Annotated in this window: 14 protein-coding genes; 5 read left to right on the plus strand and 9 right to left on the minus strand. The window is 67.3% G+C overall.

Annotation, left to right across the window (positions count from 1 at the left end):
- The 5 genes from RQH86_RS18220 to RQH86_RS18240 are packed head-to-tail and all read right to left on the minus strand — an operon-like array spanning position 1 to position 3,046.
- Complete coding sequence (locus tag RQH86_RS18220) at positions 1-294, minus strand: STAS domain-containing protein (protein ID WP_311239202.1); 294 nt, start codon at positions 292-294, stop codon at positions 1-3.
- Positions 284-946, minus strand: a complete 663-nt coding sequence (locus tag RQH86_RS18225) for an ABC transporter substrate-binding protein (RefSeq protein WP_115552364.1) — start codon at positions 944-946, stop codon at positions 284-286. The genes RQH86_RS18220 and RQH86_RS18225 overlap by 11 nt, the downstream gene beginning before the upstream one ends.
- Positions 943-1,494: an outer membrane lipid asymmetry maintenance protein MlaD gene (gene mlaD, locus RQH86_RS18230; RefSeq protein ID WP_115526514.1), complete on the minus strand. Its 552-nt coding sequence runs from the start codon at positions 1,492-1,494 to the stop codon at positions 943-945. The genes RQH86_RS18225 and mlaD overlap by 4 nt, the downstream gene beginning before the upstream one ends.
- A gap of 8 nt (positions 1,495-1,502) precedes the next feature.
- A complete protein-coding gene (locus tag RQH86_RS18235) occupies positions 1,503-2,252 on the minus strand; it encodes an MlaE family lipid ABC transporter permease subunit (protein WP_055852470.1) in 750 nt (249 codons plus the stop codon).
- Positions 2,252-3,046 (minus strand): ATP-binding cassette domain-containing protein, encoded by a 795-nt coding sequence (locus RQH86_RS18240; protein WP_055852468.1) that lies wholly within the window; start codon positions 3,044-3,046, stop codon positions 2,252-2,254. The genes RQH86_RS18235 and RQH86_RS18240 overlap by 1 nt, the downstream gene beginning before the upstream one ends.
- Before the next feature lie 394 nt (positions 3,047-3,440).
- Here RQH86_RS18240 and RQH86_RS18245 point away from each other — a divergent pair, with 394 nt between their 5' ends.
- On the plus strand, positions 3,441-3,728 hold the full coding sequence (locus RQH86_RS18245) for a hypothetical protein (RefSeq protein ID WP_311239203.1): 288 nt from the start codon (positions 3,441-3,443) through the stop codon (positions 3,726-3,728).
- A gap of 6 nt (positions 3,729-3,734) precedes the next feature.
- On the opposite strand, the gene RQH86_RS18250 is transcribed toward RQH86_RS18245, so the two are convergent.
- The 4 genes from RQH86_RS18250 to RQH86_RS18265 all read right to left on the minus strand — a co-directional run bounded on the left by RQH86_RS18250 (position 3,735) and on the right by RQH86_RS18265 (position 6,036).
- Positions 3,735-4,292 carry a GNAT family N-acetyltransferase gene (locus tag RQH86_RS18250; protein ID WP_311239204.1) on the minus strand — a complete coding sequence of 186 codons (558 nt, stop codon included), beginning with the start codon at positions 4,290-4,292 and terminating at the stop codon, positions 3,735-3,737.
- A 4-nt stretch (positions 4,293-4,296) separates the two neighbouring features.
- Positions 4,297-4,833, minus strand: coding sequence for a tail fiber protein (locus RQH86_RS18255; RefSeq protein ID WP_311239205.1), 537 nt, complete (start codon positions 4,831-4,833; stop codon positions 4,297-4,299).
- 62 nt (positions 4,834-4,895) lie between these two features.
- Positions 4,896-5,423 carry a tail fiber protein gene (locus RQH86_RS18260; RefSeq protein WP_311239206.1) on the minus strand — a complete coding sequence of 176 codons (528 nt, stop codon included), beginning with the start codon at positions 5,421-5,423 and terminating at the stop codon, positions 4,896-4,898.
- 67 nt (positions 5,424-5,490) lie between these two features.
- Complete coding sequence (locus RQH86_RS18265) at positions 5,491-6,036, minus strand: tail fiber protein (RefSeq protein WP_115552507.1); 546 nt, start codon at positions 6,034-6,036, stop codon at positions 5,491-5,493.
- Between the two features lie 259 nt (positions 6,037-6,295).
- Between RQH86_RS18265 and RQH86_RS18270 the strand changes: the two genes are divergently transcribed.
- The 4 genes from RQH86_RS18270 to RQH86_RS18285 all read left to right on the plus strand — a co-directional run bounded on the left by RQH86_RS18270 (position 6,296) and on the right by RQH86_RS18285 (position 21,446).
- The gene (locus RQH86_RS18270; RefSeq protein WP_311260626.1) at positions 6,296-11,074 is read left to right on the plus strand and encodes a putative Ig domain-containing protein; all 4,779 of its coding nucleotides are present in this window, start codon (positions 6,296-6,298) and stop codon (positions 11,072-11,074) included.
- Positions 11,075-11,433: 359 nt separating this feature from the next.
- A complete protein-coding gene (recC, locus tag RQH86_RS18275; RefSeq protein WP_311239208.1) occupies positions 11,434-14,838 on the plus strand; it encodes an exodeoxyribonuclease V subunit gamma in 3,405 nt (1,134 codons plus the stop codon).
- Positions 14,835-18,713: an exodeoxyribonuclease V subunit beta gene (recB, locus tag RQH86_RS18280; protein WP_311239209.1), complete on the plus strand. Its 3,879-nt coding sequence runs from the start codon at positions 14,835-14,837 to the stop codon at positions 18,711-18,713. Before recC ends, recB begins: the two co-directional genes overlap by 4 nt.
- A 222-nt stretch (positions 18,714-18,935) precedes the next feature.
- Positions 18,936-21,446, plus strand: coding sequence for an AAA family ATPase (locus RQH86_RS18285; RefSeq protein WP_311239210.1), 2,511 nt, complete (start codon positions 18,936-18,938; stop codon positions 21,444-21,446).
- The last annotated feature ends 68 nt before the right edge of the window (positions 21,447-21,514 follow it).

The following is a 21,514-nucleotide window of genomic DNA, read 5'->3' on the forward strand; positions in this document are numbered from 1 at the left end:
TCAGGCCTGAAAATCGAGAGTGGGGGACAAGCGATAGGCGGCGCGCAATTCGTCCAGACCGGACGTCTCACCCACCACCGCCGCAGTGCCGTTACCGCGCAACCGCGCGGCCAGTTCGGCCAGCATCGCAACGCCGGCACTGTCCAGGCGTTGTACACCTGTCAGGTCCAGCGTGCGCACGCCATCCAACTGGGCGATCGCCTGCGGCCAGGCCGCAGTGACCGCCGCACGGTCGAGCACGCCGGCCAATGCCAGCGTGTCGCCGTTGCGTTGCACGGTGCTGTTACTTGCCATTGGCCGGTGCCGCGCCAACCTGCAGGTTGCCGCTGCGCAGTTCCGCTGCGACCTTGGCGATGCCCTTCTCGCGCAACGGGCCGTCGAACTGGGTCTTGAACGTCTGCACGTAGGAAATGCCTTCGATCATCACGTCGAAGATCTTCCACTGGCCACCGCTGTTGCGCATCAGGTAGTCGACCGGGGTCGGGTCGTTGCCGGCGCGCAGCAGGTCGGTGGAGACCTTGACGCCGCGGTTGCCCGGCAGCGCGCTCTCGGACTTGGCGCGGAAGGTCGGCTTGCCTTCGAAGTTCAGCAGCGCGGTGCCGTAACGCTGCATCAGGTTCTCGGCCAGCGCGTCGGCAAACAGCTTGATGTCCGCGTCCGAGGCGCCACGTCCGTGCACGCCCAGCACCAGACGGGCCGAGTAGTCGCGGTCAAAGGCCTTGTTCAATTCGCCATTGATGTACTGGCGCAGGGCGGCCGGATTGCCGCGGAACTCGGCGCGGCGCTGGTCCAGCGTGGTCAGGATGCGGGTGCTGCTGTCGATGACGGTCTTGGTGGCCGCGCCTTGCGCAGGCGCGCTGGCGGCGGCGGGCTGGGCCAGCACGGTGGCCGGTGCGCACACCAGCAGGGTCGAGGCCAGGATGGCGGAGAGCAGGGTGGTTTTCATTGGTGGTGAGGTTCCGTAGAGGGAGAAGCGGGCTGGGCAGGCGCCGGCGCCTGACCATCGGTGGCGGCCGGGGCATTGCTGCCACCACTACCGCCACCACTGAACATGTACTTGCCGACCAGCTGCAGCAGATCCACTGCCGGCTGGGTGAAGCCGATCTCTTCGCCCGGCTTGAGCGTTTCCGGGTCGCCGCCCGGCTGCAGACCGATATAGCTCTCGCCCAGCAAGCCGCTGGTGAAGATGCCGGCCGAGGTGTCGGCGGGCAGATCCTTGTATTTGGTGTCCAGCGACAGCGTCACCACCGAATCGAACTTGGTCGGATCCAGGTTGATCTCGGATACCTTGCCGATGGTCACGCCGCCGATCTTCACCGGCGCCTGCGCGCGCAGCTGGCCGATCTGGCTGAAGCGCGCGATCAAGGTGTACTGGCTGGAACCGAAGCCCCAGCGCTGATTGGTCGAGGCCACCGCCAACACCAGCAGCGAGGCCAGGGTCAGCAGTAAAAAGGCGCCAACGGCGAATTCGAGTCGTGGTCCACGCATGGCCATGGGCTATCTCACCTAAACAACATTGCAGAAAGGACGAAGTTGAACATCAGCACCAGCAGCGAGGCGTTGACCACCGCGCGGGTGGTGGCGATCGAGGTGCCTTCGATGGTCGGCTCGGCATGGAAGCCCACATAGGCAGCCACCAGCGCAGCCGTGCCGCCGAAGATCGCCGACTTGAGCATCGCCACGCCGAAGTCGTCCCAGAAATCGACGCTGTTGCTTAGCCCCGACCAGAATGTGCCGTTGTCGATGCCCAACACGTGTACGGCTTCGAAGTAGCCGCCGGTAATGGCCAGCGAGCAGAACACGCCAGTCAGCAGCGGCACCGTCAGCACCGCTGCCCAGAACCGCGGCGCCACTGCCTTGGCCACCGGGTCGATGGCCATCAGTTCGAGCGCCTTGATCTGGTCGGTGGCGCGCATCAGGCCGAGTTCGGCGGCGATCGAGCTGCCGGCGCGGCCGATGAACAACAACGCAGTCAGCACCGGTGCCAGCTCGCGGTACAGCGACAGCCCCAGCAGCGTGGACAGCGCGTCCGACGCACCGTAGGTGGTCAGCGTGCGGTAGCCCTGCAGCGTCAGCACCAGGCCGACGAAGGCGCCGCCCACGGCGATAATCGGCAATGAGCGCGCGCCGACCTTGTAGATCTCGCGCACCAGCTCGGCGATGAAATCGCGCGTCGGCAGCGAGCCGCGCAGCACGGTCAGCGAAAACAAGCCGGCGCGGCCGAAAGCGCGGATCGATTCAACCATGGCCATCAGGCAGCACTCCGGTCGCGGCGCGGTGCGGCATCGAAGGCGATCGGACCATCCGGCTGGCCGTGCAGGAACTGCTGCACCAACGGATCGGTGCTGTCCTGCAATTGCGCCGGCGTGCCGGCGAACACGATGCCGCCATTGGCGATGACCACCGCCTGGTCGCAGATCGGCAGCGTCTCGTGCACGTGGTGGCTGACGATGATGCTGGTCAGACCCAGGCTGTCGTTGAGGCGCTGGATCAGGCTCATGATCACGCCCGAGGCGATCGGGTCCAGCCCGGTCAGCGGCTCGTCGTAGATCATCAATGGCGGGTCCAGCGCCAGCGCGCGCGCCAGCGCCACACGTCGCGCCATGCCGCCGGACAACTCACGTGGCCAGGCATCGGCGGCAGCAAGCAGGCCCACGGCGTGGAGCTTCATCTGTACCAGCCGCTGCAGCACCGGCGCCGGCAGGCGCGTATGCGTGCGCAGCGGCAGTGCGACGTTATCGGCCACGCTCAGGTCGGTGAGCAAGCCGTTGCCTTGCAGCAATACGCCGACATTACGGCGCATTTCCAGCAACGCTCGGCTGCCATGCGGGATCGGGCTACCGAACAAGGTCACCGTACCGGCGACCGGGCGCAGTTCGCCGGTCAACGCCGCCAGCATCGTGGACTTGCCGCTACCGGAAGGGCCGAGCACAGCGGTAATGCTGCCGCGCGGCACATCGAGCGAAACGTCGCGCAAAATCGTCCGCCCGCCGCGATCGATGCGGACACCGGACAACTGCACGACAGGAGAGGCGGACGCCGTCATCGAAGCCTTTAACAGAATTCCAACGCAATAGAGTAGCCGTCACACGGCTGAACATAACCGAACCGCTGCGTGCAGTATTGTCGCATTCATGCGGCAAGCGATGTGGCTGAGCATGTCGCCATCTGCGTAACAGCGTGTCCCGTAACGCAGGGACTGAAGCACTGCGTGTCATTGCTGTTCAACGTACGCAGCAGTAGGGTGATTAGCGGGTATCGCTCGGCACAGCTGGCGATACCTGCACCGTCGTGACGTTTCTCGCGGTCAGGTGTTTCGTCTGAGGGTTCCTGCCGGTCCTTCCGATCTGTCGAGTGCGTCGCGTTGTTGGCATCGCCGTCTTGTGGTGCCAGCGCAAAAGACGCGAGGATCCATCTCCATCGTCGCCAAGGAATCATCCATGGAGTTGCTGACGCTTGAACACTTCGCCGGGAGTGTCAATGAAACCTTCGCTGCGTCATTGAACGAGGGCGAGGTGCCGTTTGTGTTGGTGGAGGCGCGGCCGCTGCAGGACGCACGCAACGCGCAACGCGCGCCGTTCTCGCTGTTGTTCCGCAATGGCTCGGCGTTTCTGTTTCCGCAGCAGACCTATCAGATGCGCCATGCGCGGCTAGGCGAGATCGGCATCTTTCTGGTGCCGGTGGCACGCGAGCGCGATGGGTTTCTGTATCAGGCCATCTTTAATTGAGCGCGCTCAACTGACCAGGTGATCGTGCGGATGCCACTGCATCTGCAGATGGGTCTGGTTGCTGCTGCCTGCAACGAATCCATGGCGGACATACAGGCGCTGCGCGGCAGGATTGGCGTGCAGCACATGCAATGACAGCGGGCACTCGGCCTCGCGGGCGCGTGCCTGCGCATGCGCAAGCAGGTGCGAGCCGATGCCGCGGCCACGCCAGTCCGGCAGCAGGCTGATGTCGATCAAGGTGTGCTGGGGCGCAGTGCAATGCAGATAGAGCCTGCCGATACGCGCATCGTTGGCCTCAACGATCAGAAAGTCGGCATCGGCAAAATGCTGCCGGTAATGCGCGCGCTGCAGGTCGAATTGCTGGTCCAGAAACGCACGCTTGGTCGTGTCCGGCCAAGGCACCTGCGCCAGCTCTTCGCGACGGGTGCTGGCATACAGCTCCTGCAACCATGGCAGGTCGGTATCGCGTTCCGAACGTAAGACGACGGCCTGCGTACCAGACCCGACCGCGTGGCCGTGGCCGAACGCTGCCGTCGCCGCCGTGCTGGAGAGCCGCTGGGCCATGGCCTCAATCGAATACCGGGTAATCGCCCTGCAGTGCGATGCAGAAGTTCACTGCCAGATAGGGCTGCCGGTTCTCGTGGGGCAGGCCGTTGCCGGTGGGCAACAGCATGCTAGGGAAGAATTGCTTGTCCGGCGCGACTGCAAAAAACGGGCGCTCGGTGTTGACGCTCAGCGACGACAGGGCAACACCACTGGCTGGCGTGCCCGTCTTCTTGGTCAGGTCCGGCTGCGAAAACGCGTTGGCGCCGTGCTGGTGCATGGGGATCTGCGTGCTCAGCAGGCTTTCCGAGGCGGAGCCGAAGTTGCTGCCCAGCGTTTTCGGGGTCAGCCCCGGCCCAGCGCCCTGCTGGCAGCCAGCGCGTGAGGAAAAGTTCGGCAACTGGAAGGTGCTGCTGCCGTTGCCGCCATAGGCCACGCCGAGCAGCGAGTACAGCGTGGTGTTCTGCGTGATCGGCAGGGTGGCGCCATTGCAGAACGCCCAGCCAACAGGATTGAAATCGAAGCCGAACAGCTGGATTTCACCGATATAGGGTTCGGTCATGAACAGATTCCTCCGATGAAGCGGATGCGGGCTGCGGCCTGATCGGCGCGGCGCGAGGGATATCAGGGCTGCTGCGGAAAGATGCCGGTGGTGGCGATGCAGTACTGCACCGTCAGCGTCGGCATGAGGTTGTCGTGCGGCTGGCTGCCGCCAGAGAACGAGGTGCTCTGCGCGGACATCGCCAGCGTGGTCGCGCCGTTGACGTCGCTGACATAGAACGTGCTGCCGCTGACCGCCGCCGGCAACAGCCCCGCGGGTGCGGTAGCGGTCGCCGCGCTGGTGGTGGCCTGGGCGGTATGCGTGTGCGCCGGCATCTGTAGGTCGATCAACGTCACCGTCTCGGTGCCGGAGCGCTGGGCGAGCACATAGTTGCTCAGCCCGGGGCCTTGGCCCTGGTGGATCGGCACGCGGCCGCGCAGATCCGGCACCGCGAATGTGGTCGTGCCATTGCCGCCGTAGGCGGTACCGAGCAGCATGTACAACGTTTCGTAGTCGGAGATCTGCAGCAGCGAGCCGTCGCAGGCCTGCCAATTCTGGGGAGTGCGGCCAAAGCCGAACATGCGGATTTCGCCGATGAATGGAGTGCTCATGAGGTCCTTCCTGGTCGATGAGACGCCACGCGCGCACTGCGCGCCAAGCGCCCGGATATGCGTGCGCCTAGCTGCGCGAGGGGAAGATGCCGTTCAGCGCGATGCAGAAATTGATCGCGGTGTACGGCTGCATATTCGGATGCGCCTGGTTGCCGCCGCTGTTGGCGACCGTGCCTTGGGACAGCGGCACCATCGCGCCAGGCGCGGCATACAACGCGTGCGCGGTTCCGGTGGTGATGTTGTTGTTCGCGAACAGGCGCCCGGTCGGGACGCGGTTGTCGCCGTTGGCGCTGCTGCAATCCATCAGGTGGCTGTGCGCGGGAAGGTTGTCCGCCACCAGCGTCACCGTCTCCGCACCGGCAGCCTGCGCCATCGGCATTGCAGGGGGCTGCCAACTCGGATCGGCCGACGGCCCGTAACCCATCGGCGTACGTCCGCGCATATCCGGCAACGCGAACGTGCTGCTGCCATTGCCGCCGAAGCGGCTGCCAAGCAGGCTGAACAGCGCCTGGTTCTGATTGACCGGTAATAGCTGGCCGTTGCATTGCGCAAAATATTTGGGTGCGAAAACGAAACCGGTCATCATGATCTGACCGACAAAAAACTCGCTCATGCAGATCTCCCCGCGTAGGTACGCCGCCGAACGGATGTCGGGACTGCGGTACAGATACCTGTCGAGGTTGCGCACTACAAGCCATCAGCCTTCAAAACTGGAATGAAGTATTAATTTTTCATCCTTTAACTGGCAGTCAGTTCCTGTTTAAATAGCGCCGCAGTCCAACTGTATGCCCTGAAAAGCATCGCGTTGCGCTGATCTGAGGCACCAGGACCGATGCCGACGCCGGGGTGGCGTGCTTTTTTGGGGAAAACTTATGTCCACGACTTTCGCTGCCTTGGGTGGCGTGCGCCCGCTATTGCGTTGGATGTTGGCGCTGTTGTTGTTGGCGACGTCTCACGTTGCCATGGCTGCCTACTGCCCGAGTCCGAAAAGCGCCACCATCAACTCCGGCGGCTCGGTGTCCTTTGAAGTTGGCGACTGCGACGGCCCTTCCAACATCGGCATGTTAGATCCCGGTATACCTCCTGCGCATGGCAGTTACAGCGCTCCCGGTCAAAATCCCGACAGCACCGAACAGGTGACCTATTTCAACAACGGGGACGGCGCCACGTCGGACTCGTTTTACCTGCTTGACGAAGACAACAACCAGGTCGTCTTCAACATCACCATCAATCCGTCGCGCACCGCCAGCATCGCGGTGAGCCCGGCCAGTCGCAACGAAGACAGCGGTTCATCGTTCACCTATACGGTGACGCTGAGCCAGACCAGCGGTACGGCCACCACGGTAAACCTCAACCGTAGCGGCACCGCCACCAACGGCGTCGATTACACCGGCTCGGTGAGCAGCGTCGTGGTGCCCGCCAACACCGCCTCGGCCAGCTTCGCCGTCACTCCGGTCTCCGATACCTCGGTGGAGGCAGACGAGACGGTCGTGGTCAGCGTAGCCAGCGGCACCGGCTATGGCGTCGGCAGCCCGTCCAGCGCCACCGCAACCATCCTCAACGACGATCTGCCCACCGCGTCGATCACCTTGTCGCCGGTCAGTGTGGCCGAGGACGGCGCCACCAATCTGGTCTACACCGTCACGCTCGACCAGGTGCCGGTGAGCGCAGTGTCTGTCGCTTACAGCGTAGTCGGCAGCGCGACCTCGGGCACCGACTACGCGGCCGTGAGTTCGCCGCTGGTGATCGGCGCCGGCCAGACCACCGGCACCATCACCATCAACCCGACCGCCGACAGCACCGTCGAACCCGACGAGACCGTCGACATCAGCCTGAGCGCAGGCAGCGGCTACAGCGTGGGCTCGCCCAACAGCGTCTCCGGCACCATCCTCAATGACGACCAGCCGTTGCTGTCGATCAACGACGTCTCCGTGAACGAGGGCAATGCCGGCACCACCAATGCCACCTTCACCGTGTCGCTGAGCCAGCCGGCCGGCGCCGGCGGGGTCAGCTTCGACATCGCCACCGCCGACGGCACCGCTACCGCAGGCGTGGACTACTCCGCTTCCAGCCTGACCGGGCAGACGATTCCCGCCGGCAGCAGCACCTATACCTTCACCGTGCTGGTCAACGGCGACACGCTCAGCGAGCCCAACGAAACCTTCTTCGTCAACGTCAGCAACGTCGCTGGCGCCGCCGTCAGCGACGCGCAGGGTCAGGGCAGCATCGTCAACGACGATACGCTGCCTGCGCTGTCGATCAACGATGTCAGCGTGAACGAAGGCAATAGCGGGTCCACCCTGCTCACCTTTACCGTGAGCCTGAGCGCGGCCAGCGGCCAGACCGTGTCGGTCAACTACTCCACCGCCGACGGCACCGCCATTGCCGGCAACGACTATGTCTCCCGCTCGGGCACGCTGACCTTCGCGCCGGGCGTCACTGCGCAGAGCGTGATCGTCACCGTCAGCGGCGACAACACTGTCGAACCCAATGACACCTTCACCATGGGCCTGTCCAGCGCCAGCAACGCGTCCATCGCGCGCGCCACCGGCACCGGCACCATCGTCAACGACGATGCGGTGGTCACCGTCGCACCGGCGTCGCTGCCGGCAGCGACGGCAGGCAGCGCCTACAGCCAGACGGTGTCGGCCAGCGGCGGTACCGCGCCTTATACCTTCGTGATCACTGCCGGTGCGTTGCCACCCGGGCTGACCCTGAGCGCTGCCGGCGTGCTGTCCGGCACTCCCACCGCCTCCGGCAGCTTCAACTTCACGGTAAGGGCGACCGACAGCGGCGCCCCGACAACCGGAAACCGCGCCTACACCCTGGTTGTTGCCGGTGCCACCGTCACGCTTCCGGCGACCTCGCTGGCCGCCGGCACCGCCGGTCAGGCCTACACGGCGGCCATCACGCCGGCGAGCGGCGGCATCGCGCCGTATACCTACACGCTCAGTGCCGGTGCGCTGCCGGCGGGTATCACGCTCAACAGCGGGACCGCTGCGCTCAGCGGCACGCCCACGGCACCTGGTACCTACAACTTCTCCCTGACCGCCACCGACAGCACGACCGGTACGCCGTCCACTGCCACCCAGAGCTACACGCTGACCATCGCCGCGCCCACGATCGTGCTGGCGCCCACCACGCTGCCCGCTGCAACCCGCGGTACGGCATACAGCCAGGCGTTGAGCGCCAGCGGCGGCACTGCGCCTTACAGCTACACGATCGCTGCTGGCGTGTTGCCGGGTGGCCTGACCCTGGCCGGCAACGGCACGCTGTCGGGCACGCCGACGGTGGAAGGCACCTTCAACTTCACGGTTGAGGCGAGCGATGCCAACAGCTTCACCGGGACGCGGGCGTATGCGTTGACGGTGGCCGGCCCGACCCTGGTGCTGCCCGCATCCACCTTGCCGGCAGGCACGGCAGGGCAGGCGTATACGGCAGCGATCAGCCCGGCCACCGGCGGCACTGCGCCGTACAGCTATGCGCTGAGCGCTGGCGCGTTGCCGGCGGGCATCGTGCTGGATACGGCGACCGGCGGTCTAAGCGGCACGCCGACGGTGTCGGGCAACTTCAACTTCACGCTCACCGCGTCCGACAGCACGCCCAGTCCTGCGGCGCAGGCCTCGCGTGCTTATGTGTTGACCATCGGCGCAGCCACGTTGGTGATCGGGCAGAACACGCTGCCGCCGGCAGTCACCGGCACCGCGTATAGCCAGACGTTGACCGTGTCCGGTGGCGTGGCGCCTTACAGCTTTGCGGTGACCAGCGGCACTTTGCCAGCTGGTTTGACCCTGGCTGCCAATGGCACGCTGTCGGGCACGCCCAGCGGCGAAGGCGTCAGCAACTTCACCATCACCGTGACCGATGCCAGTGCCGCCAGCGCTGCGCAGGCCTATAGCTTCAGCGTGGGCAGCGCCGCCCCGGTAGCGGTTGCAGACGCCGCCGCGACCATGGATGGCACGGCAGTGACGGTGGCGGTGACCGGCAACGACACCGGCACCATCACCGCGATCGCCATCACCACCGCACCCACCAACGGCACTGCCGTGGTCGATGGCTTGCAGCTGGTCTATACCCCGACCGCCGGCTTCATCGGCACCGACGTGGTGAGCTACACCGCCACCGGCAGTGGCGGCACCTCGGCGGCGACCACGCTGACCATCACGGTCAACGCGCGGCCGGTTGCGGTGTCGGTGACCGCAGAGGCGGTGCCCGGCGAAGCGCAGCAGGTGGATATCACCCGCAACGCCACCGGCGGGCCGTTCGTGGCCGCCGCGGTGGTCTCGGTGCTGCCGGCCTCGGCCGGTACCGCCACCATCACCCGTGTCGGTGGTGCCGCCACCGCATCGGCGGCACGCGCTTCCGGCCTGTCGCCGGCTGCGACCGCGATGGCCGAAGTGCCTACCTTTACGCTGACCTTTACGCCCAACCCGGCATTTGTCGGCCAGGCGACGGTGCAGTTCACCTTGTCCAACGCGTTCGCCACCTCGGCGCCGGCCAGCGTGGTGTTCAACATCGCACCGCGCCGCGACCCGAGCCAGGATGCGGAAGTGCGTGGGTTGATCGATGCGCAGTCCGAGTCCACACGGCGATTTGCGCGCGCGCAGATCGACAACTTCCAGCGCCGTCTGGAGGCCACCCATCGCGGCGGCGGCAGCTTCAGCAATGCGGTGAGCTTCCAGCCCACCTCGCATTGCCGCCAGGCCGAGCGCGGTGTCAGTGCGCAGCCGTGCAGCCCGGACACGCAGGATGCCGATAACGACTTCCGCGATGCGCCGGCAGTGGCGTCCAGCGGCACCGCGCAGGCGCAGGGACAGGGCGATCTGGGTCTGTGGATCGGCGGTGCGATCCGCTCGGGCAGCTTGAACCGGCAAGCCAGCAGCAACGGTGTGGACTTCCAGACCGACGGCTTGAGCGTGGGTGCGGATTACCGGGTGGCGCAGTCGCTGGCGATCGGTGCAGGCCTGGGTTGGGGCCGCGACGACAGCGACGTGGGCAACAACGGCAGCCATAGCAAGGGCAACGCGTACACCATGGCCGTGTATGCCAGCTTCCATCCGGGCAAGGCGTTCTTCTTCGACACCCTGGTCGGTTACCAGTTGTTGTCGTACGACCTGCGCCGCTATGTGACCGATGATGGCTCGCTGGCCGAAGGCAACCGCGATGGCAAGCAGTGGATCGCGTCGCTATCGACCGGTGCGGACCTGCAGCGCGACAGCCTGCAGATCACCCCGTATGCGCGGCTGGATGTGTCGCGCGCCACGCTGGACGGCTATAGCGAAGACGGCGTGGCACCGTTCGCGTTGCGCTATGCCGACATGGATGTGGCCACCACCACCGGTAACCTGGGCCTGCGTCTGGAATGGCGCCGCGAAGTGAGCTGGGGCCGCCTGACCCCGCAGCTGCGGGTGGAATATCAGCGCGACTTCCAGGGCCGTGGCGATGCCACCCTGAGCTATGCCGATCTGTCTGGCGGGCCGTTCTATCGCACCGGGCAAAGCGCGTTCGATCGCAACCGCTTGATGGTGGGCATCGGCGCGGCGTTGCTGACCGAACAAGGCTTGTCCACGCGGCTGGAATACCGCGGCATCACCGACGGCGACAGCGGCAACGACCAGACCTGGATGATCAATCTGGAAAAGAAATACTGATCGCGCCACGCGCGCCGCAGTAAAGGCAATGCGATGGGCCGGGCACTGCTCGGCCCATCGCGTTTGTGGCGCGTGCAGGAGTGGCAGTTAGGGCGTACCGAGGTGCGTGTCGGTTGCGGTTGGCTTACATGCACAGGGCAGGCGACAGGTCGCGCGCAGCATGGCTCGCATGACGCTGCGTAGGCTGCACGGCAGCAAGCGATGGCGACACCGATCCCTGCCACTGGCCGTGCTCGCCTGAGCGCAGTTGCCATGTTGCGGACACCACGCCTCTGCGCAGCATGTGCACGCACATCGACTGGCGCGCATCGGGCAGGTCGACAGCGCATTCCCTCGGCATCCGGCACAATGCCGCACGCATGCACGCCACCTCCGCGCCCGATTTTCGTCTCTATCCTTCCAATGCGCTGGATACCCTGGCTGCCTTGCTTGCGCAGGAGCTGCGTCGGTCAGTGCCCGGGCAGCCGATATTGCAGCCGGAGGTGGTGCTGATCCCGCAGGTGGCGATGCGGCGTTGGCTGCAGTCCACGCTGGCCGCCGAGCATGGCGTGGCGGCCAATCTGGAATTTCTCACCCCGGGCGAATTCGTGGCGCGCGCGCTGGAGCGCAATCTCGGCCCGGCCGACGATGACCTGGACATGGCGACCACGCAGTGGCGCCTGTACGCGACGTTGCAATCGGATCTGGGCAGCGATGCCGCATTGGCGCCGCTGGCCGGCTATCTGGCCGATGGCGATGCGCTCAAGCCATGGGCGTTGGCCGGCGAGTTGGGCAACGTGTTCGAGAAGTACCAGGCATGGCGACGCGACTGGCTGCTGCGCTGGGAAGGTGGCGCCGATCCGGACGACCCGCAGGCACGGCTGTGGCGCAGCATCGCCAGCGGGCGGCAATACCGCGCGCGTCGCATCGGCCAGTATCTGGACCGTTACGCGCGCGCCGATGGGCCGTTGCCGCAGGGCTTGCCAACGCGCCTGTTCGCCTTCGCCATCCTCAATATCTCGCCCGACGTGCTGCGCGTGCTGGCCACGCAAGCGCGCGTGGGCACGCTGCATTTCTATCTGCCCACGCCCACGCAAGGCTATTGGGGCGATCTGCAGACGCTATGGCAGCGCCGCCGCGAAGACGGCGCAGTGCAGCTATTCGTCGATCAAGTGCAGGAAAACCCGTTGCTGCAGGCGTGGGGCGCGGCCGGGCGCGATTTCATGGCGCTGGTGGGCGATTACGAGGTGGTGCATCCGCTGGCCGAGATCGCCGCCTACGCCGACCCGCTCGACACCGGCCGTCGCGCACTTGCCGATGACGGCGTGGGCGACAGCCTGCTGCGGCGGATGCAGAGCGATCTGTTCCATCGTCGTGCACCCGCCGTGCCTGCGGCATTGCCGGCGGTGAATCTGCACGACCCCAGCCTGCAGGTGCATGCCTGCCACACGCGCTTGCGCGAGTTGCAGGTGCTGCACGACCAGTTACGCGCCTTACTCGACGACCCGCGCTTCGACCCGCCCTTGCAGCCGCGCGAGATTGCGGTGCTGTCGCCCAACATCGACCCGTATGTGCCGTATCTGGAGGCGGTGTTCGGCAGCCATGGCAGCGACGATGCATTGCCGTACGCCTTGGCCGACGCCAGCCCGTTGGCGAGCGAGCCGTTGGCCGAGGTGTTTTTGACCTTGCTCAAACTGCCGATCGCACGCTTTGGGCTGCATGAAATTCTCGACTTGCTGGCCAGCGCACCGATCGCCGAGGCCGCCGGGCTGGACGACGCCGGGCTGGAACGCCTGCGCACCTGGCTGCACGCGGCCGGCGCGCGCTGGGGGCTGGATGCGCTGCATCGGCGTCAGCATCAGGCGCCCGGCGATGACGCTTACACCTGGCGTTTTGCGCTGGACCGGCTGCTGCTCGGCCATGCCAGCGGCGCCGACGACGACATCGATGGCGTGGCGCCATGGCCGCAGCTGGAAGGTAGTGCACTGACCGCACTCGACACGCTGATGCGGTTGCTGCGCGTGCTCGAACGCCATCAGTCCCTACTGGCCGAGCCGATGCCGCCTGTCGACTGGCGCGAGCGTTTGCTCGAGCTGCTGGACGCGTTGATTCCCACCGCGCCATCGGCCCCGCGCGCGCAGCGCGCGCTGGATCGGTTGCGCAGCCTGATCGATCAATTTGCCCGCGATGCGCAGCGCGCGCACTACGCCGGCAAGGTGCCGGCCGAGGTGGTGCGTGCGCATTTTGAAGCGATACTGGGCGAGTCGGACACGCGTGCGCCGCTGCTGACCGGCGGCATCAGTTTCGGCCGCATGGTGCCGATGCGCTTGCTGCCGTTCCGCGCGATCTGTTTGCTCGGCATGAACGATGGCGATTTCCCGCGCCGCGACCCGGCCGCCGGGCTCAATCGGCTCACCGCAGAATTGGGCACCGAGCGTCGCCGGCATGGCGACCGTTCCACCCGCGAGGACGACCGCTTTTTATTTTTGCAATTGTTCGCTTCTGCGCAGGACGTGTTCTATCTGAGCTATCTCGGCGCCGATGCGCGCGATGGCAGCGTGCGCGAGCCGTCGGTGCTGGTCAGCGAATTGTTGGCGAGCGCGGCGCAGTACCACGCCGACCCAACGGCGATCGACACGCTGGTGGTGCATCACCCGTTGCAGCCGTTTGCCGCCGCCGCATTCGGTGCGCTGGGCGATGACGGCGCAGACCCGCGGCGTTTCAGTTATCGCCGGCAATGGCGCCCGGCCGTGGATAGCCTCACCGGCCAGCGCCAGCCGCTGGCGCCGTGGGTGGCCGGTGCGCTGCCGGCCGATCACATCGCCTTGCCCGCCAGCGTGTCCATCGACGATCTACGCCGCTTGTTCGGCGACCCGGCCGGGCAGTTTTTGCGCCATCGCTTGGGCATGCGCTTGCCCGATCCGGCCAGCGAAGACAGCGATCTGGAACCGCTGCTCGCGCCCACGCGCGGGCTGGATCAATACGGGTTGCAGCAGCAGGTGTTCGAGGCGGCGTTGGCGGGTGAAGTGGACGGGTTGTACGAGCGGCTGCGCGCACGCGCCTTGCTGCCATCGGGTCCGCTCGGCCGCCGCCAACTCGACGAGCGTGTGGCGCAGCTGCGCCCGTATGCCGACGCCTTTCGGCAATGGCGTGGCGATGCGCCGGCGCAGTCGCGCCGCTTGCAGGTGCAGATCGGCGATATCGACGTCCACGGCCGCGTGCCCGGCTGGTATGCCGATGGCGTGGGGCGCGTGCAGGTCGGCGCACTCAGTGGCCGCAGCGCGATTCGCCACGGCCTGGAATGGTTGCTGCTGCGCGCCGCCGGCGAGCGCGTGCCGTATGTGCGCTTCTTCAAGCAGGACGACGGCCTGGGCCCGTATCCCATCGATGCGCAGCCGCTCTCGCAGACGCAGGCGCAACACGCCTTGGGCGAGCTATTGCAGCTGTATCGCCACGGTCTGCAAATTCCGCTGGCGTTTGCGCCGTACAGCAGCTGGAAATACCACCAGGCCGCACGCAGCGACGATCTGGACAAGGCCATCAAGGACGCCGCCGGGCAATGGCAGGCCAGCTTCGGTTGGAGCGAGTCGCACAGCCCGGAATTACGCTTGGTCAATCGCGGCCGCGACCCGTTTGCCGATGCGCAGCGCTTTGCCGACTTCGCCACCACCAGCCATCGCGTGTACGACTTGCTCGAACGCGGCAACACCGACACCACGCTCGATCCTGAGCGTCTGATCGACAGTTGGCGGCACTGGCACGGCGCCCAGGACGACGCCGAATGAGCGCGCCTGTGAGCGACCCGTATCTGCAGTTGCCGCTGCACGGCGTGCGCCTGATCGAAGCCAGCGCCGGTACCGGCAAGACCTTCACCCTGGCCACGTTGTTCACCCGGCTGGTGGTCGAACGCGGCTTGCGCATCGGCCAGATCCTGGCGGTGACCTTTACCGAAGCGGCCACGCAGGAATTGCGCCGTCGCATCCGCGAGCGTCTGGTGCTGGCCGCCTCCCTCGTCCCCGACGCCGTCGTAGGAGCGGACCTGGCCGCGACCAAACCACCTGCAACGCAGGCATCCAACGCTCCATCAGCGTCTATAGGAGCGGCGTCGGCCGCGACCGACCTCGCCGACGTCCCGTCGCGGCCAAGGCCGCTCCTACAGGAAGCGCCCGACGTCCTGCTCACCCGCGCCATCCTCACCGCGCATCTGGCCCACGGCGATGAAACCCCGGCCGCCTTGCGCCGCCGGTTGCAGCAGGCGGTGGAAGAAATCGACCTCGCCGCCGTGTTCACCATCCACGGCTTCTGCGCGCGCGTGCTGCGCGAACATGCGCTGGAAAGCGGCCAGGCCTTCGCCGCGCCGCAACTGCTCGCCAACGACCGCGAACTGCTGAGCGAAGTGGCCGCCGATCTGTGGCGCCAACGTGCGGCCGATGCGGTGATGGCCGAAGACTTGATCGCGCTGTGGTCGGGTGGCCCGCCTGCGCTGGCCACCGATCTGCGCACGTTGGTGCGGCACGCGGCGATCCTGCCGGCAGCATCCGAAGCCAGCAGCGACGATGCCGCCGCATTGCTGCAGGCCGTGCACGATGCACGCCACGCGCTGGCAAGCGCATTCCACGCGCATGGCACGGCCTTTTTCGAATCCATCATGTCCGCCATCGATGGCGGCATCTTGAGCAAGGTCAGTTACAAACCGGAGTGGCTCACCGCGCTGTGGCACTGGTTCGACAGCTTCGCCGCCGCGCCAACGCACGAGCACGCGCCGCATCCCAAGCTGCTCAAGTTGACCGCTGCCGAACTGGCATCGGGCACCAACAAGAAGTTCGTCGATCGCACACCGGCCTCGCCGATGAGCCACGAAATCGATGGCTATCTCACCGCGCTGGCACGTGTCGAAGAATGGCGCACCCGCCGCCGCATCCGTCTGCTGCATGCCCTGCGCGACGATGCCATCGCACGGCTCGCGCTACTCAAGCGCCAGCGCCGTGTGCAGACCTACGACGACCTGGTCGATGGCGTGGCGCACGCACTGCAAGGTCCGCAAGCCGATGCCCTGGTGCAACGCCTGCGCGCGCAATACGCCATCGCGCTGGTGGACGAATTCCAGGACACCGACGACCGTCAGTGGTCGATCTTTTCCACCGTGTTCGGCGAAGGCCCGCTTGCACGTGCGGCCGGTCTGGAGCCGGCGCTGTTTTTGATCGGCGACCCCAAGCAGGCCATCTACGGCTTTCGCGGCGGCGATGTGCGCACCTATCTGGCCGCCGCAATCACCGCCGAACTGGCGCCACCGCTGAGCCACAATTTCCGCTCACGCCCTGGCGTGCTGGCCGCGATCGATGCGCTGTACGCGCAGGCCGGCTACACCGAGGCCTTCCTCACCGACGGTATCGCCTTCCATCCGGTACAGGCCGGCACCAAGCGCAGCGATGCCGATTTGCAGCGCGATGGCGCCACCGCCCCGGCGCTGACGCTGTGGCGCGCGCCCGAACCGCCGCCGCCTAGCAAGGGAAAGCCCAAACCCTGGAGCGCCGGTCGCGCGCGCGAGCTGGCCACCGCCGCCTGCGTGGCCGCCATCCGCGGCTGGCTGGCCGGTGGTCGCGACGGCACCGCCACCATCAATGGCAACCCGGTGCAGGCCGGCGATATCGCCGTGCTGGTGCGTAGCCACGGCGAGGCCACACGCATCCAGCAAGCACTGGGCGCGATGGGTATTCCGGCGGTCGCCGCCGGCAAGCAGAGCCTGTTCGCCACCGACGAAGCATTGGAACTGCTGGCCCTGCTGCAGGCCTTGCTGGATCCCGGCGACGACAGCCGCCTGCGTGCCGCGCTGGCCACGGTGTTGATCGGCGAAGACGCCATCGCCATTGCCGCGCTGGAACGCGATGGCGAACGCCATCGCCGCTGGCAGCAGCACGCACTGGACTGGCGCGAGCGCTGGCAGCGCGGCGGCCCGCTGGCCTTGATCGGCGAGTTGGGCGCCACGCACGGGCAACGCCTGCTCGCGCTGGTCGATGGCGAGCGCCGCCTCACCAATTACCTGCAACTGGCCGAACTGCTGCAGGAAGCCGACGTGCGCGCACTCGGCCCGCACGGCCTGGTCGACTGGCTGGCACGCCGCATCGCCAATGCCGACGACAACGACGAAGCCCAGCAACTGCGGCTGGAATCGGACGCGCGCCGCGTGCAGATCGTCACCCTGCACAAGAGCAAGGGCCTGGAATATCCGCTGGTGTTTCTGCCGTACATCGGCATCGGCCGCAGCGACAAGGGCGCTGGCCGCCATTGCGTGGTGCATGCGCCGGATAGCGGCCGTCAGCTGCATTGGAACGTGTCCAAATGGAGCCGTGAGAAAGACGACCCGACCTGGAGCGCCGCCGAAGCCGCCTGGAAGCAGGAACAACGTGCCGAAGACGCACGCCTGCTCTACGTCGGCCTGACCCGCGCCGAGCATGCGCTATGGATCGCCAGCGGCAGCTTCCATCAGCACGAACGCACTGCTTTGTCGGGCATGCTGCGCGCGCTCGATGCGTTGCAAGGCGCGGCAGGCGAGGGCGCGGTGGTGGTAGACACCAGCATCCCGCCAGCCAACCTGCCGCGCCTGCCGCCGCCGCTCGAAGCGCAGGTGCCGCCGGCGCGCAGTCCGCAGCGGCACATCGCGCCGGAATGGTGGGTCTACAGCTTCACCCAGCTGGCCAACGCCGACGCCGGCGCCGCCATCGACCCGATGGCCAGCGCCACCGTGGTCGGCAGTGGCGGCAGCGACGAACCGTCCGGCAGCGAGGCGGTGGCGGTTGCCGCAGCCACCGAATCCGAACCGTTCGACCCGCGTTTTGCAGGCAACCGCTTCGGCGTGGTGATGCACGACGTGTTCGAGCGTTGCGACTTTGCCGCCTGGCACGCGTGGCAGCCCGGCCAACCCGCGCCCGAGGGTCAGGCCACCGCAATCCTCGACGCCCTGCAACGCGGCGGCTATGCCCAGGACGATCTCGACGACGGCCTGCGCGTGCTCACCGCCCTGATCGGCCACACCCTCACCGTGGTATTGCCCGAAGGCACCCCCTTGGCCGCCGTGCCCGAGCCGCAGCGCCGCAACGAAATGGAATTCCACTTCGCCATGCGGCCCACCCGCGTCGATGCGCTGCTGGCGTTGCTGCATCGGTTTGGTGTGGTCGGCGACCGCCAGGCCTTCGGCGCGCGCCACCGCCTGGAAGGCCTGATGACCGGCCTGATTGATCTCACCTACACCGTCGACGGCCGCTGGTATGTGCTCGACTACAAATCCAACCGCCTGCCCAGCTACGACGCCGACGCCCTGGCCCGCGCCATGGCGCACAGCGAGTACGAGCTGCAGGCGCTGATCTACACAGTGGCCCTGCACCGCTGGCTGCGCTTCCGCCTGGGCGATGCCGCCGATGGCGGCGGCTACGACTACACCCGCGACTTCGGCGGCGTGCGTTACCTGTTCTGCCGCGGCCTGGACGCTACCCGCAACGCAGCCGACCCCGGCTCCGCCAGCGCTGCCGTGCCAGGCCCGCCCGCCCCCGGCATCCACGCCTGGCGCTTCGACCCGGCCCTGGTCGACGCACTGGACGCCCTGTTCGCCGGCAGCGCCCTGGAGCCGACCTCCAGCAACACAGGCACGCCCAATGCTCACTAGCACACAGCCTCTTGCTGCCGACGCACCAAAGCCCCTGTCCCTCCGGGAGCGCGCGCAGCCCGTCGGCGCCGACGTACCAAAGCCCCTGTCCCCCCGGGGCGATAAGGCACTGGTTGCGCGCCGCTGGCGCGCGTGCCCTGGAGCGCCCGCGCCGCTGGCGTGGGATGGGGCGCGCAGCGGGGGTTGGAGTGAGGGTACGTCCGCGAGTCAGGCATCTACCTTATGAGCCACCCAACCCTGCTGACCGCCCTCAGCCAGAGCGGCGCCCTGCGCACGCTGGACCTGGCCTTCGCCCAAAGCCTGCAACGCCTGGCCCCAGACACCGACCCACAGGTCCTGGCCGGCGCCGCGCTCGCGTCGCTGGCAGTCACCAGCGGCCATGCCGGGCTGGACCCGGCGCGCGCTGCCATGCTGCTGGACCAGCGCGACGGCCCATCGCCCGCATTCCCGGACCCCACCGACTGGCAACGCACCCTGGCCGCCTCGCGCTGGGTCGACCAACCGAACCCCGACGACCCGGCCGCCGCCGACTGCCCGCTGGTCCTCGAACACGGCCTGCTCTACCTGCGCCGCTACCGCGAGTACGAACGCCGACTGGCCCTGGGCCTGCAGCGCATCGCCGCCCAGCCCATGCCGGCGTTCGACGCCAACGCGCTGGCGCCGTTGTTCGCACAGCTGTTCCCAAACGCGACCGCAACCGCTCAGCCCGTGCACCCAACCCCTCTCCCGCTTGCGGGAGAGGGTGCCCGCAGGGCGGGTGAGGGATCGGGCCTGCCCGCGCCATCCTTAGACCAAGAGCGTACGCCAGCGTCAGCAAGCGCCCCCGACCGCCAGGCCCAAGCTGCCGCGCTGGCGCTGCGTCGCGCGCTGCTGCTGATCACCGGCGGCCCCGGCACCGGCAAGACCACCACCATCGCCCGCCTGTTGCTGTTGCGCATCGCCCAGGCCCATGCCGCCGGCCACGCGCCGCCACGCATCGCCCTGGCCGCGCCCACCGGCCGTGCCGCCGAACGCATGGCCGAAAGCCTGCGCGCCGCCGTCGCCCGCGCCATCGCCGCCGGCATCCAGCTGCCGCCCCATCCCAACGCAGCCACGCCCAGGCCAACGACACAATCGCCGAACCCCGCCACGTCTCCTCTGCATCCAGCGACAGAGGCAGCAAACCTCGGTGCTTCACCTCTCCCGCAAGCGACAGAGACAGCAAGCCCGCACGTTTCCCCTCTCCAGCAAGCGGAAGCAGCAAGCCCTGATGTTTCCCCTCTCCCGCTTGCGGGAGAGGGTGCCCGAAGGGCGGGTGAGGGCCCGCCACTGCCCTGGGAATCCCTCCTCCCCACCGGCGCCAGCACCCTGCATCGCCTGCTCGGCGTCATCCCGGATTCGCCAAACTTCCGCCATAACGCAGACAACCCGCTGCCGTTCGACCTGATCGTCGTCGACGAAGCTTCCATGGTCGACCTGCCGCTGATGTGCAAGCTGGTCGAAGCCGTCGCCGATGGCACCCAGCTGATCCTGCTCGGCGACGCCGACCAGCTGCCTTCGGTGGAAGCCGGCGACGTGCTCGCCGCCATCCTGCAGGCCGCCGGCCCCGGCGATGCCCTGCAACCGCACGACGCCGACGCGCTGCAACCGCTGCTCGGCAGCACGCCTGCCAGCATCCAGACCATCAGCCACCCCATCAGCCACCCCCACAGCAGCGGCCTGTCCGGCCACCGCGTGCACCTGCTACGCGGCTATCGGCAAGCAGAAAACTTCGCACTCGCCCCGCTGGCCGACGCCATCCGCGCCGGCGACGCCGACACCGCGCTGGCCCTGCTGCGCAGCGGCGAGCTGGCCGGCGTGCACTTCCACGAAGACGGCGACGACCCGCTCACCCTGGGCCGCGACGCACTGCTGGCCCACTGGCGCGCCCTGGCCGATGCGCAAGACCCCGCCGCCGCCCTGCGCGCGGCCAGCCGCCTGCGCCTGCTCACCGCCGTGCGCGCCGGCCCGCAAGGCGCGCGCGGCCTCAACGCCCGCATCGAACAACTGCTCGCCGACACCGGCTCCGGCGCTCGCAGACTCGGCGGCGCCTCGCCCTGGTTCCAGGGCCGCCTGCTGCTGATCACCGAAAACAGCTACCGCCACGGCCTGTTCAACGGCGACGTCGGCATCTGTTTGCGCAGCGACGCGAGTCCCTCTTCGGGGCAAAGCGACGCGAATCCCTTCTCGGGGCGCGACAACACAAGCGCCACCTCAGAGCGCAGCGATGCAAGCACCGTGACAACGCGCGCCGACGCAGCCCCGTCTTCCGGCCCAAGCCACACCAGCGGCACCGCAACCCGCGCCGACCCCGCCGCCGACCGCCGTGCCCAAGGCCCCTTGGTCGCATGGTTCGAAGGCGACGGCGACGGCCAGGTGCGCGGCTTCCACCCCGCCGCCTTGCCCGCCCACGAGAGCGCCTTCGCCATGACCGTGCACAAGGCCCAGGGCAGCGAATTCGACGACGTCTGGCTGCAACTCCCCACCCGCGACGCCCGCGTGCTCAGCCGCGAACTGCTCTACACCGGCATCACCCGCGCCCGCCGCGCCCTGCACCTGGCCGGCAGCGAAGCGGTCATCCGCGCCGCACTCGCCCGGCATGCCGCGCGCATTTCGGGATTGGCGTGGCGGTTGGGTGCGCAGCAGCAGGCGGCACCCGCCAAGCCAGCAACAGAACCATCCACTGCGTCGCCCGTGCAGGGGTCGTTGTTCTGATGGACGCAAGCCGGCGCGATGACAGCAGTGAAAAGTGCTCTCAGGCAAAGAGCTGTAGCCGAAGGCAG

Origin of the sequence: Xanthomonas sp. WCS2018Noco2-27, assembly GCF_031843525.1 — a bacterium.
Lineage (GTDB): Bacteria > Pseudomonadota > Gammaproteobacteria > Xanthomonadales > Xanthomonadaceae > Xanthomonas.